Raw genomic sequence first — 19,490 nt, forward strand, 5'->3', positions numbered from 1 at the left:
TCAGAGGCTTTCGTCGTAGGCGGATTGGTCCGCGGGGTTCTGGTAGGGCCGGTGGCCGCCTGAGGTGCCGGTTGGCCTCAGGCCGCGGCGCTGACGCACGTCTGTGATCGCGAACGTGAGGGTGTTCTGGGTGACTGGTCTTCCGTCCTGGCCGAGGGTGTTGAGAGCGAACGCCAGGTCGTCGCGGTCGATCTCGTTTCTCAGCGCGGTCAGGATGATCTGCCGGATCGCGATCCACGACTGGGCGGTCGTCTTGGAGTACCGCTCCCAGTAGCCATTGGTCAGGCCGTCAGCGACGTCGTCCTCAGGGGTCCGGTTCGGCTTTCGTTTGGAGCGGCGCTTCTTCGGTTTGGCCTGCGCACCGGAGATCAGGAACAGGTCGGGTGCGTCGCTTCCCGGCGTCGACGGTGATCCGGCGGAGGGCTCGGGCGGAGGGGGTTCCTCCTCCTTGCTGCCGTCGTCCGCCTCCGGCGATCGGTTGGGGGAAGGGCTCGGCTGAGGGTTGCTGGAAGGGTCAGCGGAACCCTTAGGCGGAGGGGTCCCCGATCCCTTGCCGAGGCTGCGTTCAAGGTCGGCGATGAACCCGTCCAGGATTGGCTTGACGTTGTGAGACTTGCTCTGGTGGACGGGGATGCGCCGGAGTTCCTCAAGCAGTTCGGCGAGGATCGTGGGCGACTCCACAAGGGTCGCCGCTTCCCTCGCAGCCTTCAGCACGTTGGGCATCGCCCAGATCCCATCGAGACGGATCAAGGAGCGGACGAACACCTCCTCGGTGTCCTCGTCCACCACGATCAGCGGCCGGCTCGGCTCCACCGGGTCACCATCGGCGGAAGAGCGCTGGAACGGTCGCGACAGAGCCTTAAGGTCCTCTTCGACCTGCGCGGCCGTGAGCCCCTCGGCGGAACGTGCCCAGCGCCGCATGCGCAGCGAGATCACTCCGCAGTAGCTGAGGTCCTTCTGCGACAGCAGGAAGAAGTACAGGCGCTGCTCGCGCGGAGTGAGGGCGAGGAAAACCTCGTCGTTCCAGATGGAGGCGAAGATCCTCGCCTCTTTGCGACCGGCCATCAGGTGTTGTGCTCCCCCTGCTAGTTCGCGGATAGGTGGTTGGTGACGCCTGCGAACCTATGCCAACCGTACATGTGGCATTGGCCAATAGGCAACGTGGCATACTGGCCACATGCGCATGCGTGCGACCATGGAGAGGTGTCGGATCCGATGACCGCCGTCCTCGCCGCCCGCGAGCACTTCCAGCAGGCCCAGAAGGACGCCAAGCGCGCGGTAGACCGTGCTCGAGCCGCCTTCGGCAAGAGCATCAAGGAGGCCCGTGAACCCGGCGGCGCCACCCAGGAGCGGATCAGGGCTGAGCTGAAGCTCACCCGTGAACAGGTCCGCCGGTACGAGCGGTTCTACGAACAGTGGCGCGAGAAGAACGGCGAGCCCTGACATCACGCCGCTCCCCTCTCGGCCGGCGCCTCTGACGCCCCGGCCTTGAGTTCTGCTCGGCAGTGCTTGCATCGGGACCGGAGGCCGTCACGCTTGGACCTGTCCACGCCGAAGTCGCGGACCGACCGGACCTGCTGGCAGCCAGCGCACCACTTCTCCCCCGGTGCGATTACAAGCTGCCCGTATGGGAGCTGGTCCTGGCCGTGGGTCCAGGCGATCAGTTCGGAGAACGTCGCGTCGTCCGGGACCAGGACGGCGAGGGCGATGATCAGCGCAGCGATGCGGTCACGGTGGCCGGCGTCCAAGAGCGGGCCCAGGACTGCGGCGACAGCGGAGGCATCGCGGTCCCGGACGGTCACGGCCAGTTGGGTCGCCGACGGCAGCGCGTCATCGATGAGGGCGTCGAGAGGGTGCGCGGTCATGCCGCCCTCCCCCGCTCACGCCGCATCCTCCGCTTGCGCTCAGCGGCCCGTTCGTCGGCATCCAGGCCGCCCCACACGCCATGCTGAGGGGCCTCTGCCAGCGCGGCGTCGAGGCACTTGGTCCGGACAGGGCAGCCGGAGCACACCAGCTTCGCGCGCTTCTCCCGGGCGACGCGGTCGTGGTTGCGTTCGCCCTCGGGCCCGAAGAACAGCTCGAGGTTCATTCCGGAGCAGTTGGCCTTGTCCTGCCACGTCCAGTCCGCGCCGACGGCCCGGCGCGGCTCCGCCAGCTCCGGCTTGTGGGTCACTGGGTCACCGCCTTGAGCCGGGGGAACTCACGAACACGAAGCTCGGCCGGCCAGTACTGCATGTCGCCGCCCTTCGGGTCTCCGTGCGCCGCAACCGTCTTCCCAGCCGTGAGCCAGTCGCTCGCCCAGACGCTGCCCATCTGCTTGACGAACACGGGCACATCGACGTCCTGGCAGGTCTGGACGATGTCGATCGCCCACGCGAGATCCATCTCGCGGGCGCCAGGGCCGCTCTCACCGCCGACGATGGCCCAGGACACGGCAGTGAGATCGAGTGCGTGCAGCGGTCCGAGGAGCGGCTCAAGGGACAGGAACCGGACAGCGGCCGGCGTCGTGGCGAGATCCGCTACCCGGTGGAGCTGGGTAGCGTCCTCCACGGACACGCCCATCCACACGTTCGGTGGCCACTCCAGGTCGGCGGCCATGCGTCGAAGCCGCATCGACCGCTTCGTCAGCACCTGATACGTGTGCTGCGGCGTGTCCGCCATCACCTCGAACACCCGGCGGATGAAGTCCTTCGGGACGCGTGCGTGGAACAGGTCGCTCATCGAGTTCACGAACACGGTCCGCGGCTTGCGCCACCGGTACGGGAGGTTGAGGGCGTCCTCATGGACGGACAGACCGAACCCGGGTCCAGACGTGCGGGGGTCGCCGTCGTTCTGATACTTGGCCTGGCCCATCGCCTTTAGGCGCTTTGCCATCGTGAGGGCGTAGCAGTTATCGCATCCTGCGGAGATCCGGTCACAACCGGTAGATGGATTCCAGGTCTCACCTGCGAAGCCGTCGCGGTGGGTCCACTCAATGTTCGTTGCCGCCATCAGGCAGCCCTCCGCTCTGCCTCGCGGGCGTGGTGGCATGTGGTGCAGACGGGCTCGACGTCCTCGTGGTGCTCGGGGGCGTAGCCGAGGTGGTGGTCGTACTCGTGGCGTCGCTGCTCGGGCGTGTAGACGTGGCCGCAGTCCACGCAAGGCAGTTCGTTGGGGTCGGGGATGAGTCCCGCGTCGACCAGATAGTTCACTCGGCCGCGGGCCTGGCGCGCGTCGCCGTCACGGGCCGGAACGAACCTTCGCCCCTTCTCCGGACGCGGTCGCGGCTGATAGAGCTGCTGGGAGCGGCGTGAACGGTGGTTCCTGCACGCTGCGGTGAGTCCGTCGTAGCGGCTGCGGTCCACAGCGAATTCGCCCCGGTCATGCCAGGTCTTGCATCCGCCGCACCACTTCTCGCCGGCGTTTACTCGCTTGCGGTATTCGTCGAGCGTCAGGCCGATACGCGCGGCAGCGGCTTTCTCGACACCAGCAGCACTACCCATGAGTGGTCTCCGTGGGGGTGTTGATCGAGCGAGCAACGAGCTGGGCGCGGACGGCCTCGTCCACCTCGGCCGGGAGTCGCCACAGGCCCAGGGCGCCCTTGCACGGCACTGGCTCGGCCAGGGGGCGGACGTTCGCCAGTTGCCAGTGCCACTGGCCGGCGACGGCCCATGGCGAGCAGAGGTTCGTGGCCCCGAGCCCGTACGGGATCACCTGGTCGTCGTAGCCGCCGCAGGGGACGTCGGGGTCTCCGTCCTCGTGGCAGCCGACGATCTCGGCGACGGCAACCACAGCGCCACGGACGTCCTGCTGGGCGGCCTGCCGGGGCGTCAGCCCGGTCATCTCGGCGATCCAGTCGAGCGTGGCCGGTGAGACGTCGTCGAACGCCTTGGAGGCGTGTACCGCGATGAGTCCGCGGTACCGGGTCGGGCGGGACCTGTTCTCAACGTCCTTGCCGTGGCAGATGGCCATGCTCCACGGCTGCTTCACCGAGAGGGCGCGGAGAGTCATGACGCACCGGCCTTCCCGGTGACGTACACCCAGTCGTCGCCACCCCGCTGGCCCGCGGCTGCCTTGAACGCGGCGCGCACCGTGTCGTAGTGCGGGTAGCTAGCCTGAGCGCGCGCGACTTTGTCAGCGTCCGCCGCGGGCAGCGGCGGCTTCTCGATCCGCTCGTCTTCGTCCTCGTCCTTGTACGTCCAGCAGTCGCGGCAGACGATGCGGCCCTCGATGCGGATCCAGCCCTGGACGTCTTCGCAGTCGTCCGCAGGGAAGAACTTGTCGACCTCTTCCTTGGTCCACAGGACGCGGCTGCCTTCGTAGTCGTCGTCCTCGAAGGGGCGGTTGCAGCGCGAGCAGTGGAGGATGACGCGGAGGGTGGGTTCGAGGATCATGATGTCTTCGCCTCCTCGGCCTCGAGGGCGGCGTAGTACTCCGACAGCTTGATCCGCTGCCACACGGCCGGGTCGATCTTGTCGGCGTCGCTGACGGCCGGGTCGATCGACCAGGTCACGTACACCGCGTCGCCGTGCTTGGCGACTCCGGGATAGGCGAACCGGCGCATGTCGAAGCCGACCTCGGGCATCCCGCCGGGGAGGTCCTTGCGCGGGTCGGGCCGGGTCAACGTCGCGAGCCGAGCGTCGATCTTCCTGCCGGCGGAGGTGCGGAGTGCGGGCACGATCGCTTCCGGCAGGCTCCGGTCGCGGCGCCACCCTTCGGGGATGTCCTCGTCCTGGGGGTGCTCGACACCGATGACACGCGTGCTGCCCTGGGTGGCGAAGCGGCGGCCGAGGAAACCCAGGTCCGCGATGGTCTCTTCGACCGTTTCGCGCCACTGGCGCTGCGCCGAAGTGCTGGCGGTGTTCTCCCAGTGGGCGAGCACGTCCGGATGGGCGCTCTTGTAGACAACTTCAGGCATGGAAGGTCTCCTGCTTGGGGGGTGTGTAGCGGCGGCAGCCGCAGGGGGTGGCCTCAGGCCCGGTGGAGGTCGAGCAGCCGGTGCGGGTCCGGCGGTCGCCGGCGAGGCCGTGGAACACGTCCAAGTGCTGGCACGCGTCGCACGGGATACCGGGCCGGGTGGTGGCCTCGCCTGCCGCAGGGGCGGCGCCTTCCGGCAGGCGAGGAGACTGGGGACGGCGGGTCATGACGCATCCCGCCTCAAAAGCTGGCCCGCGGGCACCTGGAGGGACGCGACCGTCTCCTCCAGGGCGTAGATGCGGCACCAGGGGCATGCGAGGTTCTCGCCCGCGGCCCACCAGGGTTCGTGCTGGCCGGCGGGGCAGGTCTGCAGGCTGACGCGGGGACGGCCGTTGAACCCGTCGATCAGTGCGGTGCGGGCCTTCGCCAGCACCAGGTGCGGGTCAGCCCCGCCGTTGTCGATGATGTGGAGTGCCACAGACGCGGCGCCCACGGCGCGGACCGCGTCCAGGTCCGGGTTGGGGGTCTGGTGGTCGTTCACCGGTCACCGTCCTCAGGGATGGTGATGATCTGCGCCGTCGTCGCGGACGCGTCGCCGCGCTCGACGTGCCGGAGCCGCTCGAGGAGGTAGCCGTTGACTCTGTGGAGTTCGGCGGACTCGGCGCGCAGCGCGTCGATCCGGCCGCGGCCTTGGGTGGCGCCGGTGAGGTAGGCGGCGGCCACCGACACGACCAGAAGGGCGACGGAGGGCTGCCACACGAACAGCGCGGCCGAGACGCCCAGCGCCGCGGCGGCGAGGGTCAGCAGCGGCCGGCGCGTCACCGCGTCCACGGCCCGGTCGACGGTCTTGGGGATGCGGATGCTCATGCCGCCCTCCCCACCGGCGTGACCGCCCCGTCGTGGTCGAGTAGGACGAGGCCGAGCTTCCAGTGCAGGACCGGCGTAGTGGCAGGGTCCTGTCCGAACCGCAGCCAGTAGCCAGCCAGGTTGTCGGCGGAGGCGCGCTGCTCGACGCGGCCATGGCATCCCGTGATTCCAGATCCTCCGAGCAGGAGCAGGTTCGCCGGCGAGTGGATCAGCGGATCCGTGGATCCGCCCATGCCCCGGGCCCGGCGGTGCTGGAGACTGTGCGGCTGCCCAGTCAGCGGGGCGCCGCAGCAGAAGCAGACGCAGCCGTCGCGTTCCATGACCAGCGTCCGGATCCTCCTGGGGATATCCGTGGACGGAGATGGGCCGCGCAGCGAGGTCAGGTGCCACCAGCCGTAGCCGCACTTGTAGGCCCGCTGGGGGCGCTTGTCCGCGTCGCTGAGCATGGCGATCCTGTTCAGCGCCGCCAGCGCCGCGGCCTCGGTGGCGTACGCCTTCTTGTCGCAGCACCGGCCCGGCTGCACCAGCCGGGTGCGGCGCCGCAGCGGCATCCTCGTGTTCAGTCGGGTGCGGCGGGACAAGCGGCTCGAGCGCTTCACGGCGACCACCCCGACTGAGCCAGCGACGCCTCCGCACGCGCAGTGCTTGCCAAGGTCCGTCCGACGTCGATGCGGGCGTGAAGAGCGCGGATGTGCTCCTTCTGCAGCCGAACCAACGCGGCAGCCTTGCCCCAGATCCGCCACTCCTCGTCGCACTCGAAGATGGCGATCTGCTTGCGGTCCTCAACCGACCCAGCCGCTCCGCGGAAAATCTTGGAGTACTTGACGCGGAAGGCGCCCTCGGCCTCGATCGCCTCGTTCTCCAGGCGACCGAGGTCGTCCTTGGCCTTATCGAGGTCGACGCCGAGTTTGCCGAGCTGCTCAGCGATCGTGAACGGGTTCACTGCTTCTCACCCCCGGCCTGCGGTAGAGCCCGCCAGCGGTCGCGGAGGAAGTCGGCGAGGTCTTCGAAGGTGTCGGGGCTGGTAGCGACCAGGTCTTCGCCCACTCGCTCGTCCTTGGCGAGATCGACGAGAGCCTCGATCTCCTGCCTGGTACTGGCGGACTTCGCACGGTCGGCGATCTGTTGGGCAGTCAGTGGCGCCTCCCCTGTCTGCGGGAGCTGGCTAGGCGTGGGGTGGGGAGCCTGGACGCCGCTGGTGAGCTGCCGCTGCTGTCCGGCTGGTGGCGGCGGAAGCTGTGCCTGCAGTCCGCCGGCCTCCAGTTGGCCCGACGCGATCTGCCGGAACGTCGCCATGACCTCGAGCACCGGCACCGGGAACTTCTTGGTCCGTCCGCGGGCAACACGCTGCCGGTGCTCGATCCGCAAGACCGCGGGCAGGAACACGCCCTGGTCTCGGGCGGCCTGCATCAACGCCGCGGCATCACCGATCTCCACGGCCGCGTAGTAGGAGTGGGTGTCGAGGCGGAACACGCCCAGGCCGGGCAGGTCCGGAATCATCACCGAGATCCGGGTGATCGCCTTGCATGCCTGGGGCGGATTCAGTGCTGCGAGGCGGGCTCGTTCCTTCGCTGCCGCCTCGATCTGAGACAGGTCGTTCGGGTCATCGGCGTGCGGGCACTGGCAGGGGCCACCGCTGATCTGCTCGATCTGGGAGTCGCAGCGGCGGGAACAGCCGCCCTTACTCCACATTTCGTACCACTGCGACACGACCTGGTCGCGGGGCGGGACGGTCACGCCGATCGTGTCGCGGCCCGTGATGACTTCGAACTCGTTGTTCCAGTCCTTCACCGTCCCGCCGTACAGCTCGGCGATCGCGTCGGCGGCGACCCGGGACTGCGTGGTGAAGCGGAAGGTGTCCAGGCGGGCTGGCCGCATCTTGTTCGGGTCCTGCTTCGAGGGCACCTGCTGGCCGATCCGGAGGCGGCCGATCTGCTGACCGCGGCGCTGTATGTCGAGAAGGGGCATGTCAGGCCACCTGTTCTTCGTGCTCGGGGGATTCGTCAGCGAGGTGGCGTCCGTGGTCGGCGAGCATCTGCCGGACGGTGTCGGCGGTCTTCTTGCCAATCCGGTTCACCGCCAGCAGCTCGGCGCTGGTCAGTGACGCGACCTCGTCCAGGTCCGTGAGACCGGCCTGCCGGAGGGGGCCGAGGACGCGGCCGTAGCCTTCGCCGTCCAGGTCACTGAGCAGCGGCGCGGGGACAGTGCCGTCGGCGCGGAGTGGGCGGGCGACCTTGCCGGGCTTGGCGCCCACCTGGGATCGGCCCTCGATCAGTTCCACGGCGCGGCGGAACCTGTTCCACGCGTGCGCGTCATCCCTCGGGGCGATCGGGATCAGCCGGTAGCCGTCGGCGTGTTCGGGCCGTAGGTGCAGTACTGCGCCCGCGTCGGTGGGGGGCAACGGGACGACCTGACCCATCGGCATCAGCGCCTCCCGCATCCGCCGGTAAGCGGCGAGCTGCTCGGGGATGGTGGCGTCGAGGTAGCGGCCAGTTTTGGTGTCGACGCACAGCCGCAGCATCTGCTCCGGCGCCGCAACCAGGCGCCCGGCCGGAGAGAGTGCGACACCGCGCAGCCCGAGGATCGTGTCGAGGGTTCCGGCGACCTTCAGGAGCCGGTTGAACACGGTCATCTCGGCGGCCTCGAACACCGGGTCGAAGTCCGCGACGAACTGGATGAATCCGGCGACCATGAAGTCGATGACGTCCTCGATCGGCTCACCGTCGTACAGGGCGCCGTGCAGTTGGTCCGGGAGCGTCGGGAGAGGGATGTCGCTGCCAGCGCGGTCGGGTGATGCGCCCCAGAGAATGAGGGCTTCTTGGACGTCGTGGACGTGCGTGCCAGCGTCGGCCTTGATGTTGCGGAGCCGCTTCGCCTGGCCCTTCACAAGGTCGACCGCCGCACTGCGGCCTTCCACCACCGCTACCTGCATGACGTGCGTGAGGTTGTCGACGGCGTACTCTGCGGCGACGCTCCCGTGCCACTCGCGCAGGTGCGGTTTGCCGTCCGTCCTGGACAGGACGGTGGTCACCGAAATCAGCGGTTCCCCGGTCACTGGGTGCGAGTAGTAGCGACTGCCGTCGGCTTGGGTAACGGAACGGCCCCTGCTCATGCCGCGTCTTCCTCGTCGTACTCGCGCTCTGGCAAGGAGGCGACACCCTGAGAGGCGGGCATCGCCTCGGGGTCGGCGTCCGGGTGCTCCCGTGCCCCGTCGTCGACCTGCTCGGCCTCGTCCACGTCGTCGGTGAGGGGCGCGAACTCCTGGGTCGCCAGGCAGCCCAGCGCCTCACGCTCGAGCGGCTGCCGCTCACGCACCGGCTGGGGCTGGGGCTCCAGCTGCACCTCGGACTCGGCGGTGGGCTCGGGGGTGACGTCCGCCCACACCGTCACCTGGATGCCGTAGAACACGCAGCTCGTCCGGGCCAGCGTCCGGTCGCCGTCCTGCTCCTCCACGACGGCGGCGCGCATCCTCGCCGCGTACTCCTCGACAACCCCGCGGGCCGTGTCCGCAGCCAGGGCCGTGTCCGCAGCCAGGGCCGTGTCCGCAGCCAGGGCCGGGTCGACCTGGGCGCTCGCGGCGTGGGCGGTGTACTGCCAGTCGAGCCTTGGAAGCCGCACCCGGTGGGAGGGGTCGAGACGGTCGGGGTCGAACATCATCCCGACAACCACCCGGGCGTCAGCGACCGGGACAGGCAGATCCAGCGCAGTCGTGGCGGCCGGGGCGGTGTCCGGGGTCATCAGCCGCGGCGCCGGCGGGCACTCCTCGCGGCGGGCGAAGCCAAGCTGATGCCACAGCGGCGTATGGGCCGCATGCCGGCCACCCCTCCGAGGGCGACGCGTACGGGACAGCAGAGCCATGTCAGGCCACCTCCAGGTGGGACTCGGGGGCGGGGGCGCCGTTGGCGGCGGCGATCAGAGCGCGGGAGCTGGCGAGGTAGGCGGCCTCGGCCGGGCGCCGGCCGAAGCCGGTGCCCTCCAGGGCGTCCAGGTAGGCGGCGAACGCGGCGCAGGCCTGCGGGGTGGCGGTGAGCTCCTCGAGCCGCTCGGCGACCAGAGCGGGCCCGAGACCCGCCCCGGCAGCGGAACCCCTCGCAAGGCGCCCTGCCGGGGCGGGCTCGTTCACCCCCTCGGGGGCCGGGGTGAACGTCACGCGGCCCACCGGGACCACTCGCTGTCCAGCGGGGGCGTGGAAGGGTCCCCGCCCTCCCACAGGTCGCTGTCCATCCGGGCCCGGCGGGACGCCCACGCCAGGTAGGTGAGCAGCATCAGCGGGAAGCAGACGACGGCGATCACCGGGTACGCCCACATCGGAAGGTTGGTCATCAGGTACTCCTTCACCGGGCACCCCTGGTCTGCTCGGATTCGCGCGGGGTGTAAGTGACGGGGTAGTCGTCGACCACCCTGCGGATCGCGCTGGCGCCCGCACTCGCGTCCCCGTTCTCCAGGACGCTCTCCAGGACTCCGCGTATGAATGCCGCGCGGATGTGCAGCAGGTCGGCGCTGCGGTGGCGGTCGTCCCAGTTGGCGGCCTGCGGCACGTCCAGCGCCACCAGCACCGCGGCGCTGAGGGCGCGGGCGTCGTCGCTCAGCAGGGCGGTCACCGGTCCGCCTCCAGCGCCACGCGAGCGTCCTCGGCGCTCAGCACCACCCAGTCCCCCGCTGGCAGCGGAAGCAGCTTCACCCGCGCCGCCAACTGGGCGCCGACGTCGAGTCGGCGGCGGGTCTGGGTCAGCACCGACTGGGCGTCGAACCGGTCCCGGCACGGCTCGGTCACGTGCCGGCCAGCCGTCCGGGAGAAGTAGAAGACGCCGAACTCGGTGGTCGTCTCGAGGGAGTTGAACAGGGTCACCATCTGCTCGAGAGCGCGGGTCAGGTCACCGAGAACATAGGCCAGGTGGGATGGAGCAACGGTGTGGTCGCGGAGCTTGGCGACCTCAGCCAGAGCCCTACGGGCCAGCGTGAGCGGCGCCGGTTCGGCAGGCTTGGTCAGCGTGACAGTCACCGCGGCACCTCCCCGCCGTCCACGGCGCCCAGGTCGAACTTCCCGTCAGCGCAGTCCCGGCAGTACTGGGCCTGCGCCTCGGAGGGGCGGGGGCTCGGGTCGACGTACAGATCGGTGGTCTCCGTGCCGCAGCCGGTGCACTCGTCGGAGTCCTTGCCGTCCTCCAGGGCGCGGGGCTGCTCGTCGGCGCGGTCCAGCTCGGCCTGAAGCCGGTCGCGGGCTGCCTTGGCGGTGAGGGCCTCGTTCTGCATCCGGCCGAGCGCGAGCTGGTATTCGACGATGGTCTTGCCGCGGTCCTCCAGGTCCTTGCCGAGTGCGACGGTCTGCGCGCGCAGCTCGGTGATCGTGGTCCACGCCTCGTCGCGCTGGGCCTCGGCCTTCTGGGCACGGGCGACCAGGGCGCGGATCTGCTTGTCGGCGTCCTCTTCGGCGGCGGCGTGCCGGGCGTCGTCGGCGTCGGCCGCCTTGGCGACGGCGCCACGCTGGGCGCGGGCCTCGTCCCGCTCCCGCTCGGCGCGCGTGAGCTTGAGCGTCAGGAGGCCGATCTGGTCCTCCTGTACGGCGATGCGGCCGTTCGCGGCGCGCAGGTCCTCGGAGGCTTCGAGGGCGGCGGCACGGAGCCGGTCGAGGGCGGCCTGGGCCTCGTCCCGCTGGGTGCGGACTTCGGCCATCTCGGCGCGGAGCTTGGTCACCTGCTCGGCGAGTTCGGCGATCGAGCCCTGCCCGTTCCACAGGGCCTCGCCGAGGTGCGCCTCCCAGTGCATGTCCTTGACGCGCAGGTCCCGGAGCCGCTTCACCTCGGCCAGCAGTTCGGTGACGTCCCGGGCGAACGTGCGGTGCAGGTCGTCGAAGCATCCGTAGATGTTGTCGAGCAGCGCCACATGCTCCCGGATCTTGGCGAGCCGCTCGTCGCTCATGCCCCCGGTCGCGGGCGGCTCCGTCTCGATGGTCCGCGCCGAGACGATCTCCGCGTGCGGCACACGGTCCTCCGCTCCCATCGCCTGCTGGAGGGTGATGCCGTCCTCGCCGACGACGGCCAGGACGCCGGTGACGGTGCGGCCGTCTGGCCGGGTGACGGTGAGGAGGCTGCCGAGGTACCGGCTGCTGGGAGGCAGGGAGATCTCAGCCATCGGTCCGGTCTCCGTTCTGGTCGCCGGGCCAGGCCACGGGCAGGCCGAGCTGCTGAGCGAGCTGCCGCCGTCCCTCGGCGTGCCCCTGCCACCGGTCGTAGTCGTGGGCGTTGTCGGGATGGCAGTTGACGATCGCGGTGACGAACTGCGCCCGGTCGGCGACGAACGCCTCGACGATCGCCATACGCTCGCGGAGCCGCTTCACCTCCTCCAGCAGCGCAGGTACGTCGGCGCCGATCAGTTCCGCTAGGGCCTCAAGGTCATCGCGCCCCTGCAAGGTGACTTCGGTGATTCGCCCGTTCCGCCCGCTGCCTTCCTTGGGTGGGGCAGCGAAGGTCAGGAAGTCCACCTGCTTGATGTGCTTCCGGATCTCGGCGATCTGCTCGTCGCTCATCGGCTCAGCCATGGCCGACCACCTCCCGTTCGGTGGTGGCCAGGACGCGGAGCGCGGCGTCGTACTGCTCGATGCCCCAGCGGATCGCGTGGCAGGCCCACAGGAACTGCCAGGTGAAGTCGCGGAAATCCCACTCGAAGGTGTCGGTGAAGCGGAAGCCTTCGTACTCGAAGTACTCCAGCTCGTCCCGGGCGCCGCCCTCCCAGGTGATGTCGCCCTGCTCGAACATGTGCCGGATCGCGCGGCTGATGCCCTTGGGCGCTTCGCGGTCACGGATCGCCTGGGCGACGTGCTCGGTGACCTGCTGCTTGAACAGGTCGATGTCGTATGCCGTGACGCTGTCGCGGCCGGCGGGCGTCTTCTCTGCCCAGTAGTTGGGGTTGATGCCGGGGTGGCGGAAGAACTGGAACATGTCCTCAACCCGGCTGAACATGAACCCGCCCATGTCGCCTCGGAAGGCGAGCGTCCAAGGCCAGGTGATCAGGTCGAACCAGGAGAAGCCGTGGCCGGGGGCCTTGAACCGCAGGTGCCGGTACAGGCCGTCGTCGTGCAGCACGGTCATCTCGTGGTCGGCGACGTCGGGCAGGAAGCGGTGGACGTCGTAGTCCGGGTATTCAGCCATCGGTCCGGCCTCCGCCCTTCTCATCGGCGTGCAGGTTCAGGCAGTAGGCGTCGAAGTACTTCGCCCAATCGCGGAACCGCGACAGGCGGCGCTGACCGGTCCCGCCGGTCTCGTCCACGACCGCGAGCAGGATGCGGCGGGGCTCGACGGGGAGGAACCCGTCCGGGAGCGCGGAGATCAGCAACTCCTCGTTGATGACGTAGGTGTCGCGGGCGGTCCCGGGGCTCGGCGTGGCGTAGTCACTGAAGCTTCCGGGGATCTCGGTCTGGGCGCGGTTGGTGTGGACGCCGTAGTGCCGGTGCGCGAGGGTGATCTTCACTGCTGGTCTCCGTCCTGGTCGTCCTCGCCGCTCCAGCTCGTGGCGACGCAGTCCGGGCAGTAGTCGCCGTGCGCGTCGCACTGCCAGCCCTCGTTCCGCAGGTGCTTGCGGGCCACCTCGAACCGCTCTGCCTTGGTGGAGGTCTCGACGACCAGGTAGTCGCGCGCATCGGTGCGCCCGCAGTCGTCGCAGTACACGGCGACCTGCACAGGCATCGCGCCGGAGTTCGGGTCGCGGATTGCCGCCGCGATCTGCTCAGCCACGGCCTTCTCCCTCCACGATCGCGGCGGCGAGGGTCATGGCCCCGGACACGTCGATGCAGGGCCACTCGCCGCCGCACACGCACTCGTCGGCCTCGGGGTGGTCGTGCGCCGGGTGGTGGCAGTCGCGGATGCCCTCCAGCAGCGCCACCGTCGCCGCGACCTCGGTGGTGTAGGGGCGGCGGCGTTCCAGGGCGCGGATGCCCGCGTTGATGTCGAGCGCCTGCGGGTAGCCGATCGTGCGGTCAGCCATCAGTGGGGCCTCCGTCCTGGTCGGTGCGGGTCTGCTGGGCGAGGTCGGTCAGGGCGCTCATGCCGTCCGGGCCCTGCGGCCTCGGTGCGGTGCGAGCGGGCCCCTGCGCCAGGCCCTGATCCGGGCCAGGAAAGGGCGCGGCCCCGGCGGGCGGGACGGGCGGGTCCTGGGAGGTGACCGTGGTGGCGGCGGACTCGGGGGTCATGACGCGCACCTCGGGCACGCCTCATTCGCGGCGAAGACATTGCCGTGGGTGGTGCAGACCCGCACCGTCCCCAGCTCGATGTCGTTCGCCTTCACCACCAGAGCGGCGGCGAGCTTGGCGATACGCTGTCTCATGTCGTTCCGACTTCCTTCCTCTGCTTGTTCTGGAGTTGTCGGGGCGGCAAGGGCTCGGACCGGGGCGCTATCCCGGCCGGGCCCGCCCTTTAGGCAGCGGGCTTCTGCTCCTGCTCGGCGCGCATCTCGCGGATGCCTTCGCCGATCGGAGCCAGCAGCGGCTTCAGGCGCAGCCAGGTATCGCTGCCCTGCTCGATCACGGGTGCCTCAGCAGCGGCGCGTTCAGCGGCCTCCCACATGCGGACCTCGGAGTCCGGCATGCCGGGCCGCCACCAGGCCGGCTTGGCGTCGGCGGTCACGCCGACCGCCGCAGAGTGGCGTCCTCAACGCTGACGAACAGGTTCTTGACCTCGTCGGGGAACGCGAAGATCAGAGCACCGATGAAGTACTGGCCTGGCGCCTGGCCGCACTCAAGGACCCGGCTGATAGTCGCCTGGGAAACACCAAGCGCCAGTGCCTGCTCCTGCTGGGTTCCCCATCCCTCGGACGCCACGAGCTCGCGGTAGCGGTCTCGGTTGAGGTCAACGATGCGGCGGACTGCTGGCCGAGGCGGCTGATATTCAGTCACGCATACGAAGGTACTCACATGCGCATATGATCGCAAGTGCCTTGGTCACATTCACCCATGAATCTGTGTGGCGGTCTCGCAGGTCACCACCCGCGGTCGCTCAGACGTTCGACACCACGAAGAGCTCACACGCCGACTACCAGTACGTATACGCGAAGAAACCGCTTCCATTCACGCGTGACTGTTAAACTCCGCAGCCATGAGCAGCGAGACTGCCCTCTCGCGGTGGCTCCAGAAGGAGATGCCACGCCAGGGCTACCCCCTCGTCGGCCACAAAGCCGGAGGCATCACCCGCCTTGCCGAGGCCGCCGGCATCCCCCAGGCCAGCATGAGTCGTCTCGTCAACGGCCGCGTTGAACCGTCGATCGACAACCTCCGCAAGATCGGCCGGGTCCTCGGCTACCAACTGTCCGACATGCTCGTGCACGCCGGCCTGGCCACCCGAGAAGAAGTCACCTCCACCGGCACCCCCGACCCGAATCCCGACATCCCCTCAGAGATCAGCGTCGAAGACCTCCCCGAGGGCGAGCGGCAGATCTGGGAGGTCCGCGGTCTCACGCGGGAGGAGCGGGCACTAGCGGCCCACATGGTCCGCATCGTCCGCAGCTACCGAAACGGCACCGAGCCCCCGCCCGGCATCGATGAGAGCATCGACGCGCTCACGGGGGTGCTCGGCGAGATGATGAAGCGGAACGTGACCAGGCCGTCGAGACTCCGGCGCGTCGAGTAGTTTCCGTCGGACTGCTTGCCGAGGTGGTGATTTACCACATATCCGCATGTAACGGATGAATAACGACAGGCGGATACGGTCACCAACAACCGCCCATAAGGCGTCTCATAGACACGAGGGCGTTGGCACACCCACAACAAGATCAAATAGCGATCAACGTGTGAGGTAGTGCCTGCATGTCCATCAACGGCGATGACTACGGCGCCCACCCCGACGACCCGCTCGACCGGCTCGCCCGCGCAGCCGTCGCCTCATACGTCCCACCCCAGGTCACCGAAGCCCTCCAGTCCCGGGCCTCGCACATCTCCCACCCGGCGACTGTCAGCGGCCGTACCGTCCACCTGGTCGTCTGCCCGGGGCAAGCACCCGTCACGCCCGCCCAGGCCGTCGACGTCTGGATGGAGATCCGTGCCGTCGCCGATGCCCTGGGCGCAGACCTCGACCAGCAGCCGGTCATCAACGTGGACCTGACAAACCGCGCCGGCCGTCGCGTCCGCGTGGCCGACTCCAGCGACGCGCCCCAAGAACAGCGGCGCAAGCACGCGAACCGCCGGGCACGCGGCGTCTCTCCCCACCAGTAAACGACACACGGTCCGCCCCTATCGGTGCCGCGGACTGGAACCGGCGGACCGCTGCCGTATCAGGTCCCCCGCGGGAGCCGCCACTCCAGCCCGATCGACTCCCAGTCGAAGGCCGGCTCACCCGGCCGCCACCCCTTCGGCTTGCCCCGCTTAGCCGGATACACCACCACCGTCACGAGTTCCTGCAGCACGGCACGCCGCCACGCCAGGCCAGCGGCATCGTCACGCTTCGTCTCCCAGACGGCCTCTATGTCCTCGATCCCGACCAGGTCCGCCAACACCGGCGAACGCACCGCGGCCACCATCTCGGCCTTGATGGACCTGATGCGGCTTAGCACCCCCTGCTCGGATTCGGCGAACGCGACCGCCGACACCTTCCCCTCCTTCGCAAGGCGCCGCCACGCCGCGAGCTCCTTCTCCTCAGTCTCCAGACGGGCCCGCATGCCAGCCAGGTCAGGTGGTGTTTCCTCCGTGATCAGACGGAGAAGATCCGGTCGCCGCAGCCTCGCGAAGAGGACCTTCTCCACGTAGGCGTCCAGGTTCTCCGCGTCACGAGACGTGTGCTTCCCAGACCGCCGGCACCGGTAGGAGTTCCTGTACTTGCCGGAACCGTCCCGTTTGAGGGCCCGAGAGCTACCGATGCTCAACGGCGCCCGGCACACCCCGCACAGATACAGGCCACTGCCGAACCACTTGGGTGTCACCCCCAGCTGGGTGCGCCGATCCGGGTCGACCAAGATCCCGCTCGCGGCCTTCCAGAGTTCTTCGGAGACCAGCGGTTCCCATGCGGCCTTGCCGCCCTCAAGGGACGTCTCGAAGATTTCCCCTCGATGCACTCGCAGGCCGGCGTTGGAGGCCCGCAGCAGGACCCGTCGCACGTTCGAAGGGATCCAGGGCCGGCCCGCCCGGTTCTTCAACCCGCGCCGGTTCCACTCGCGGGCGATGTGGCCGAGGGAGAACCCCTGAAGGACCGCGATGGTCCCCCACCTGACCGCCTCGGCCTCCTCCGGGTGAGGCCTGAGAACGCGCATGCCGTCGTCATCTGTCTCCAGCCGGTACCCGAACGGGACCTGACCACCCTTCCAGCGTCCCTCGCGTGCGAGTTCCTCCATGGCGGCGGTTACCCGGTCGATCAGGTGCTCGACCTCATAGGCGGCCTCATTCGCGTCCGCGCGGAGCCGTTTGCGGCCTGTCGGGGTCCACAGTTCATAGCCGCCTGAGCGAACGGTTTCCACGGGGTGCTGGCCGGCGGCGCAGATCGCGATGAAGTCCTCAACCTCTGCGGGGTTGCGGTGGAGGCGGTCGGCGTGCCATGCCAGGATCCCGAGCGGCGGCCCGCCACGTTCCGTGCGGAGGAGGTCGAGCATCTTCTGGTAGCCATCGCGGTGTGCTCGCTGCTGCCCGGGTTTGGAGAACGCGGTCGCGTCGATGTCGACGATCTCTTCGATGACCCGGCCTCCGCGGCGCTGTAGGAGTACCTGAACGTCGCGTCGCTGCCGGTCGATCCCCGCATGCCCCTTGGATTTCCGCAGATAGGCGACCCATTCTTGGACTTGGGTATCCGGAGTTGAGGCTGCCATGCCGGTAGTCTGCCATAGCTTGACATTGGCATGGGCCACCGGCGCGGGCGACTACGCGACGGGCATGCCGTCGCGGATCGAGGGCATCGGGCGCCCGCGGATGGAGCCGGGCTTCCTGCCGTCCCTGGTCGACCTGATGGTGCCGGTCCCCGACGCCGCCAGCGTCGCCGGCGCCCGCGCCGTGCGGGCCGTCACCGGGCTCCCGGTCGGCGGGTCGACGGGGACGTGCCTGTGGGGGGCGCTGCGGCTGGCGGCCCGGATGCGCGGGGAGGGTGCCGCGGGCGCCGTGGTCGCCCTCATCGGCGACGCCGGTGAACGGCATCTGCGGACGGTGCACGACGACGGCTGGGCGGCCGGGAAGGGGCTGGACCCCGCGCCCTACGCGGCGACGATCGACCGGTTCCTCGACACCGGCAGGTGGACGGCGCCCGGGGAACGGGGCGAGGGGTAGGGTCGTCGGCACCGGACGGCCGGAGGGAGGAACGTCGTGCTCATCGGGTTCGCGGTGCCGGTGTCGGGCGGCTGGGCGACCCCGGCCGGCCAGGCCGCCGTCGCCCGGGAGGCCGAGGAACGGGGCTACCACTCGATCTGGACGCTGCAGCGCCTGCTCAACCCGGCCGGTTCACCGGATCAGACCTACCGCGCCGTGCCCGACCCGCTGGTGACGCTGGCCTACCTGGCGGCGCGTACGGAACGGGTCCGGCTGGGCGTGGCGATCGTCAACCTGCCGTTCTACTCGCCGGCGCTGCTGGCCAAGCAGGCCGCCACCCTGGACCACGTGTCGGGGGGCCGGCTCGATCTGGGCCTGGGGCTGGGGTGGATGCCCGAGGAGTTCGCGGCGGCGGGGGCGCCGATGGAGCGGCGCGGCGCGCGGGCCGAGGAGTTCCTGGCGGCGATGCGGTCGCTGTGGACCGAGGAGGTCAGCGCGTTCGAGGGCGAGTTCTACCGGTTCCCGCCGGTGGTGATGGAGCCCAAGCCGCTGCAGTCACCGGAGCCGCCGATCCTGCTGGGCGGCGCGGCCGAGCCCGCGCTGCGCCGCGCGGGGCGCCTGGCGGCGGGCTGGGTCAGCTCCAGCCGGGCCGATCCCGCCGCGCTGGGCCGGTCGATCGCGGTCGTCCGGGAGGCGGCGGAGGAGGCCGGGCGCGACCCGTCGGCGCTGCGGTTCGTGTGCCGGGCGGCGGTACGGGTGCGGGAGGCGGGGCGACGGGACCGGCGCCCGCTCACCGGGTCGCACGAGGAGATCCGCGCCGACTTCGAGGAGATCGCGGCGCAGGGCGTGACCGAGCTGTTCGTCGACCTGAACTTCGATCCTGAGCTGACCGGGCCGGGCGCCGATCCGCGGGTGTCGATGGAACGGGCCCGTGAGGCGCTGCGGGCGTTCGCCCCGGGCGCCTGACGTCCCGGCCCCGCGGCGGCGCCCCGGGCCCGCTGGTGTCCGGGGCTCGTTCGACGGGGGTACCGGCTCAGGCGTCCTGCGCGGTGAGGGGCGGGGGCCGGCCCTCCCAGGGGGTGCTGAGGACCACGGTGGTGCGGGTGGCGACGTTGGCGGCGGCCCGGATCTCCTGGAGCAGGTTCTCCAGGGCGTTGGGTGAGGCCACCCTGACCTTCAGGATGTAGCTCTCCTCCCCCGCCACCGAATGGCACGCCTCGATCGCGGTGATACCGGTCAGCCGGTCGGGGGCGTCGTCGGGCGCCGCCGGGTCGATCGGTTTGATCGAGACGAACGCGGTGAGCGGCAGCCCGATCTGCTCGCTGTCCAGCTGGGCCGTGAACCCCTTGACGACGCCGCGCTTCTGCAGCCGCCGCACCCGCTGGTGCACGGCCGACACCGACAGGCCCGTCTCCTTGGCCAGATCGGTGAAGCTCATCCGGCCGTCCCGCGCCAGGGACGCCAGGATCTGACGATCGATCTCCTCCACCCCGGAAATCTAGCGCGCCGGCGGGCACCG

The 19,490-nt window shown here is 69.8% G+C and carries 36 protein-coding genes and 1 pseudogene; 5 read left to right on the plus strand and 32 right to left on the minus strand.

Annotated features, from left to right (window positions below; translation table 11 throughout):
* Nucleotides 1-1,065: a hypothetical protein gene (locus tag IW256_RS20240; protein WP_197012484.1), complete on the minus strand. Its 1,065-nt coding sequence runs from the start codon at nucleotides 1,063-1,065 to the stop codon at nucleotides 1-3.
* 138 nt (nucleotides 1,066-1,203) lie between these two features.
* On the opposite strand from IW256_RS20240, the gene IW256_RS20245 reads away from it, so the two are divergent.
* Complete coding sequence (locus IW256_RS20245) at nucleotides 1,204-1,443, plus strand: hypothetical protein (RefSeq protein ID WP_197012485.1); 240 nt, start codon at nucleotides 1,204-1,206, stop codon at nucleotides 1,441-1,443.
* A 2-nt stretch (nucleotides 1,444-1,445) separates the two neighbouring features.
* Here the strand turns inward: IW256_RS20245 and IW256_RS20250 are convergent, their stop codons facing one another.
* The 29 genes from IW256_RS20250 to IW256_RS20390 all read right to left on the minus strand — a co-directional run bounded on the left by IW256_RS20250 (nucleotide 1,446) and on the right by IW256_RS20390 (nucleotide 14,650).
* Nucleotides 1,446-1,865, minus strand: a complete 420-nt coding sequence (locus IW256_RS20250; protein WP_197012486.1) for a hypothetical protein — start codon at nucleotides 1,863-1,865, stop codon at nucleotides 1,446-1,448.
* Nucleotides 1,862-2,173 carry a WhiB family transcriptional regulator gene (locus IW256_RS20255; RefSeq protein ID WP_307828969.1) on the minus strand — a complete coding sequence of 104 codons (312 nt, stop codon included), beginning with the start codon at nucleotides 2,171-2,173 and terminating at the stop codon, nucleotides 1,862-1,864. The genes IW256_RS20250 and IW256_RS20255 overlap by 4 nt, the downstream gene beginning before the upstream one ends.
* Nucleotides 2,170-2,991: a DUF5131 family protein gene (locus IW256_RS20260; RefSeq protein WP_231403855.1), complete on the minus strand. Its 822-nt coding sequence runs from the start codon at nucleotides 2,989-2,991 to the stop codon at nucleotides 2,170-2,172. The genes IW256_RS20255 and IW256_RS20260 overlap by 4 nt, the downstream gene beginning before the upstream one ends.
* The gene (locus IW256_RS20265) at nucleotides 2,991-3,482 is read right to left on the minus strand and encodes a hypothetical protein (RefSeq protein ID WP_197012487.1); all 492 of its coding nucleotides are present in this window, start codon (nucleotides 3,480-3,482) and stop codon (nucleotides 2,991-2,993) included. The genes IW256_RS20260 and IW256_RS20265 overlap by 1 nt, the downstream gene beginning before the upstream one ends.
* The gene (locus IW256_RS20270; RefSeq protein WP_197012488.1) at nucleotides 3,475-3,990 is read right to left on the minus strand and encodes an ASCH domain-containing protein; all 516 of its coding nucleotides are present in this window, start codon (nucleotides 3,988-3,990) and stop codon (nucleotides 3,475-3,477) included. The genes IW256_RS20265 and IW256_RS20270 overlap by 8 nt, the downstream gene beginning before the upstream one ends.
* A complete protein-coding gene (locus tag IW256_RS20275; RefSeq protein WP_197012489.1) occupies nucleotides 3,987-4,373 on the minus strand; it encodes a hypothetical protein in 387 nt (128 codons plus the stop codon). The genes IW256_RS20270 and IW256_RS20275 overlap by 4 nt, the downstream gene beginning before the upstream one ends.
* Nucleotides 4,370-4,897 (minus strand): hypothetical protein, encoded by a 528-nt coding sequence (locus tag IW256_RS20280; protein ID WP_197012490.1) that lies wholly within the window; start codon nucleotides 4,895-4,897, stop codon nucleotides 4,370-4,372. The genes IW256_RS20275 and IW256_RS20280 overlap by 4 nt, the downstream gene beginning before the upstream one ends.
* Complete coding sequence (locus tag IW256_RS20285; protein ID WP_197012491.1) at nucleotides 4,890-5,123, minus strand: hypothetical protein; 234 nt, start codon at nucleotides 5,121-5,123, stop codon at nucleotides 4,890-4,892. The genes IW256_RS20280 and IW256_RS20285 overlap by 8 nt, the downstream gene beginning before the upstream one ends.
* Complete coding sequence (locus tag IW256_RS20290) at nucleotides 5,120-5,437, minus strand: hypothetical protein (RefSeq protein WP_197012492.1); 318 nt, start codon at nucleotides 5,435-5,437, stop codon at nucleotides 5,120-5,122. Before IW256_RS20290 ends, IW256_RS20285 begins: the two co-directional genes overlap by 4 nt.
* On the minus strand, nucleotides 5,434-5,763 hold the full coding sequence (locus IW256_RS20295; RefSeq protein WP_197012493.1) for a hypothetical protein: 330 nt from the start codon (nucleotides 5,761-5,763) through the stop codon (nucleotides 5,434-5,436). The genes IW256_RS20290 and IW256_RS20295 overlap by 4 nt, the downstream gene beginning before the upstream one ends.
* Nucleotides 5,760-6,314, minus strand: a complete 555-nt coding sequence (locus IW256_RS20300; RefSeq protein WP_197012494.1) for an HNH endonuclease — start codon at nucleotides 6,312-6,314, stop codon at nucleotides 5,760-5,762. The genes IW256_RS20295 and IW256_RS20300 overlap by 4 nt, the downstream gene beginning before the upstream one ends.
* 44 nt (nucleotides 6,315-6,358) lie before the next feature.
* A complete protein-coding gene (locus tag IW256_RS20305; protein ID WP_197012495.1) occupies nucleotides 6,359-6,706 on the minus strand; it encodes a hypothetical protein in 348 nt (115 codons plus the stop codon).
* The gene (locus IW256_RS20310) at nucleotides 6,703-7,731 is read right to left on the minus strand and encodes a recombination directionality factor (RefSeq protein WP_197012496.1); all 1,029 of its coding nucleotides are present in this window, start codon (nucleotides 7,729-7,731) and stop codon (nucleotides 6,703-6,705) included. The genes IW256_RS20305 and IW256_RS20310 overlap by 4 nt, the downstream gene beginning before the upstream one ends.
* A gap of 1 nt (nucleotide 7,732) precedes the next feature.
* Nucleotides 7,733-8,875, minus strand: coding sequence for a hypothetical protein (locus IW256_RS20315; RefSeq protein ID WP_197012497.1), 1,143 nt, complete (start codon nucleotides 8,873-8,875; stop codon nucleotides 7,733-7,735).
* Nucleotides 8,872-9,420, minus strand: a complete 549-nt coding sequence (locus IW256_RS20320) for a hypothetical protein (protein WP_197012498.1) — start codon at nucleotides 9,418-9,420, stop codon at nucleotides 8,872-8,874. The genes IW256_RS20315 and IW256_RS20320 overlap by 4 nt, the downstream gene beginning before the upstream one ends.
* A 202-nt stretch (nucleotides 9,421-9,622) precedes the next feature.
* Nucleotides 9,623-9,913 (minus strand): hypothetical protein, encoded by a 291-nt coding sequence (locus tag IW256_RS20325; protein WP_197012499.1) that lies wholly within the window; start codon nucleotides 9,911-9,913, stop codon nucleotides 9,623-9,625.
* The gene (locus IW256_RS20330) at nucleotides 9,910-10,086 is read right to left on the minus strand and encodes a hypothetical protein (protein ID WP_197012500.1); all 177 of its coding nucleotides are present in this window, start codon (nucleotides 10,084-10,086) and stop codon (nucleotides 9,910-9,912) included. Before IW256_RS20330 ends, IW256_RS20325 begins: the two co-directional genes overlap by 4 nt.
* Before the next feature lie 11 nt (nucleotides 10,087-10,097).
* Nucleotides 10,098-10,364, minus strand: coding sequence for a hypothetical protein (locus IW256_RS20335; protein WP_197012501.1), 267 nt, complete (start codon nucleotides 10,362-10,364; stop codon nucleotides 10,098-10,100).
* The gene (locus IW256_RS20340; protein ID WP_197012502.1) at nucleotides 10,361-10,765 is read right to left on the minus strand and encodes a hypothetical protein; all 405 of its coding nucleotides are present in this window, start codon (nucleotides 10,763-10,765) and stop codon (nucleotides 10,361-10,363) included. Before IW256_RS20340 ends, IW256_RS20335 begins: the two co-directional genes overlap by 4 nt.
* Nucleotides 10,762-11,895: a hypothetical protein gene (locus tag IW256_RS20345; RefSeq protein ID WP_197012503.1), complete on the minus strand. Its 1,134-nt coding sequence runs from the start codon at nucleotides 11,893-11,895 to the stop codon at nucleotides 10,762-10,764. The genes IW256_RS20340 and IW256_RS20345 overlap by 4 nt, the downstream gene beginning before the upstream one ends.
* Entirely contained in the window at nucleotides 11,888-12,301 is a 414-nt protein-coding gene (locus IW256_RS20350) for a hypothetical protein (RefSeq protein WP_197012504.1), read from the minus strand. Before IW256_RS20350 ends, IW256_RS20345 begins: the two co-directional genes overlap by 8 nt.
* Nucleotides 12,294-12,911 carry a hypothetical protein gene (locus IW256_RS20355; protein ID WP_197012505.1) on the minus strand — a complete coding sequence of 206 codons (618 nt, stop codon included), beginning with the start codon at nucleotides 12,909-12,911 and terminating at the stop codon, nucleotides 12,294-12,296. The genes IW256_RS20350 and IW256_RS20355 overlap by 8 nt, the downstream gene beginning before the upstream one ends.
* Nucleotides 12,904-13,230, minus strand: a complete 327-nt coding sequence (locus IW256_RS20360) for a hypothetical protein (protein WP_197012506.1) — start codon at nucleotides 13,228-13,230, stop codon at nucleotides 12,904-12,906. The genes IW256_RS20355 and IW256_RS20360 overlap by 8 nt, the downstream gene beginning before the upstream one ends.
* Nucleotides 13,227-13,493: a hypothetical protein gene (locus IW256_RS20365; protein WP_197012507.1), complete on the minus strand. Its 267-nt coding sequence runs from the start codon at nucleotides 13,491-13,493 to the stop codon at nucleotides 13,227-13,229. Before IW256_RS20365 ends, IW256_RS20360 begins: the two co-directional genes overlap by 4 nt.
* On the minus strand, nucleotides 13,486-13,743 hold the full coding sequence (locus tag IW256_RS20370) for a hypothetical protein (protein WP_197012508.1): 258 nt from the start codon (nucleotides 13,741-13,743) through the stop codon (nucleotides 13,486-13,488). The genes IW256_RS20365 and IW256_RS20370 overlap by 8 nt, the downstream gene beginning before the upstream one ends.
* Complete coding sequence (locus IW256_RS20375; RefSeq protein ID WP_197012509.1) at nucleotides 13,736-13,948, minus strand: hypothetical protein; 213 nt, start codon at nucleotides 13,946-13,948, stop codon at nucleotides 13,736-13,738. The genes IW256_RS20370 and IW256_RS20375 overlap by 8 nt, the downstream gene beginning before the upstream one ends.
* Nucleotides 13,945-14,082 (minus strand): hypothetical protein, encoded by a 138-nt coding sequence (locus IW256_RS20380; RefSeq protein ID WP_197012510.1) that lies wholly within the window; start codon nucleotides 14,080-14,082, stop codon nucleotides 13,945-13,947. Before IW256_RS20380 ends, IW256_RS20375 begins: the two co-directional genes overlap by 4 nt.
* Before the next feature lie 89 nt (nucleotides 14,083-14,171).
* On the minus strand, nucleotides 14,172-14,381 hold the full coding sequence (locus tag IW256_RS20385; RefSeq protein WP_197012511.1) for a hypothetical protein: 210 nt from the start codon (nucleotides 14,379-14,381) through the stop codon (nucleotides 14,172-14,174).
* The gene (locus tag IW256_RS20390) at nucleotides 14,378-14,650 is read right to left on the minus strand and encodes a hypothetical protein (protein ID WP_197012512.1); all 273 of its coding nucleotides are present in this window, start codon (nucleotides 14,648-14,650) and stop codon (nucleotides 14,378-14,380) included. Before IW256_RS20390 ends, IW256_RS20385 begins: the two co-directional genes overlap by 4 nt.
* 199 nt (nucleotides 14,651-14,849) lie before the next feature.
* On the opposite strand from IW256_RS20390, the gene IW256_RS20395 reads away from it, so the two are divergent.
* Both IW256_RS20395 and IW256_RS20400 read left to right on the plus strand, forming a co-directional pair.
* Nucleotides 14,850-15,380 carry a helix-turn-helix domain-containing protein gene (locus tag IW256_RS20395; RefSeq protein ID WP_197012513.1) on the plus strand — a complete coding sequence of 177 codons (531 nt, stop codon included), beginning with the start codon at nucleotides 14,850-14,852 and terminating at the stop codon, nucleotides 15,378-15,380.
* 176 nt (nucleotides 15,381-15,556) lie between these two features.
* Complete coding sequence (locus tag IW256_RS20400) at nucleotides 15,557-15,961, plus strand: hypothetical protein (protein ID WP_197012514.1); 405 nt, start codon at nucleotides 15,557-15,559, stop codon at nucleotides 15,959-15,961.
* A gap of 59 nt (nucleotides 15,962-16,020) precedes the next feature.
* Here IW256_RS20400 and IW256_RS20405 read toward each other — a convergent pair whose 3' ends face one another.
* The gene (locus tag IW256_RS20405; protein WP_197012515.1) at nucleotides 16,021-17,541 is read right to left on the minus strand and encodes a recombinase family protein; all 1,521 of its coding nucleotides are present in this window, start codon (nucleotides 17,539-17,541) and stop codon (nucleotides 16,021-16,023) included.
* Between the two features lie 31 nt (nucleotides 17,542-17,572).
* On the opposite strand from IW256_RS20405, the pseudogene IW256_RS20410 reads away from it, so the two are divergent.
* Together IW256_RS20410 and IW256_RS20415 are read left to right on the plus strand one after the other, a co-directional pair.
* Nucleotides 17,573-17,992 (plus strand): annotated as a pseudogene (locus IW256_RS20410) (pyridoxal-5'-phosphate-dependent protein subunit beta); the annotation flags it as partial.
* Between the two features lie 36 nt (nucleotides 17,993-18,028).
* Nucleotides 18,029-18,937 carry a TIGR03619 family F420-dependent LLM class oxidoreductase gene (locus tag IW256_RS20415; protein ID WP_197012516.1) on the plus strand — a complete coding sequence of 303 codons (909 nt, stop codon included), beginning with the start codon at nucleotides 18,029-18,031 and terminating at the stop codon, nucleotides 18,935-18,937.
* Between the two features lie 67 nt (nucleotides 18,938-19,004).
* Here IW256_RS20415 and IW256_RS20420 read toward each other — a convergent pair whose 3' ends face one another.
* Nucleotides 19,005-19,460, minus strand: coding sequence for an Lrp/AsnC family transcriptional regulator (locus IW256_RS20420; RefSeq protein WP_197012517.1), 456 nt, complete (start codon nucleotides 19,458-19,460; stop codon nucleotides 19,005-19,007).
* Between the last annotated feature and the right edge of the window lie 30 nt (nucleotides 19,461-19,490).

Source organism: Actinomadura viridis, from assembly GCF_015751755.1.
GTDB classification, from domain to species: domain Bacteria; phylum Actinomycetota; class Actinomycetes; order Streptosporangiales; family Streptosporangiaceae; genus Spirillospora; species Spirillospora viridis.